This is a genomic window from Oleiphilus sp. HI0043, assembly GCF_001634935.1.
Genome location: NZ_LWEY01000574.1, coordinates 1 through 679 on the forward strand (window position 1 = coordinate 1; position 679 = coordinate 679).

Genomic DNA, 679 nt, shown 5'->3' on the forward strand with positions numbered 1-679 from the left:
GAAGTCTTTAACATCAGCATCATATCCTTTGATCGCTGGTTAATTGTGAGAAAGCGCTTATCCTTTGCGCTTGACTTATATGCTAACCAATTCGATTCTGGCTAGCAAATAATAAACTCTAAATATTTTCTGCGGGTATTCTTAGAGCTTTCGGCATGCTGAAAACGATATTTTCTTCACGGCCNTCAGCCTCTTCAACTTCTTTAGCCCCCAACTCTACCAAACGATCGACAACTTTCTGCACGAGAACTTCGGGTGCAGACGCACCAGCCGTAACGGAAATTGCGTTTGCCGACTGCAACCATTCCGGTTGAATCTGTGAGTGATCATCAATCAAATAAGCAGGCGTTCCCATACGTTCAGCCAGCTCACGTAAGCGATTAGAGTTTGAACTGTTAGGTGAACCAACAACCAGCATCAAGTCAGTTGAGTCTGCCAAGCCCTTTACAGCATCCTGCCGGTTTTGAGTGGCATAGCAAATATCATCTTTACGCGGCCCCTGAATATTGGGGAACTTTCTACGCAAGGCATCAATCACTTTCGCGGCATCATCGACAGATAGCGTTGTTTGCGTGACATAAGCCAAAGCATCCGGCTTTTCTACAACTAAGCTTTCCACATCCTGTTCATCTTCCACTAAATAAATTTTGCCACCTGAAGAAGAGTCATACTGCCCCAT

At 44.8% G+C, this 679-nt stretch carries 1 pseudogene; it reads right to left on the reverse strand.

The window, feature by feature from the left end:
• Positions 1 to 118 precede the first annotated feature (118 nt).
• Positions 119 to 679: pseudogene (gene ispH, locus A3729_RS07165) on the reverse strand (4-hydroxy-3-methylbut-2-enyl diphosphate reductase); the annotation flags it as partial.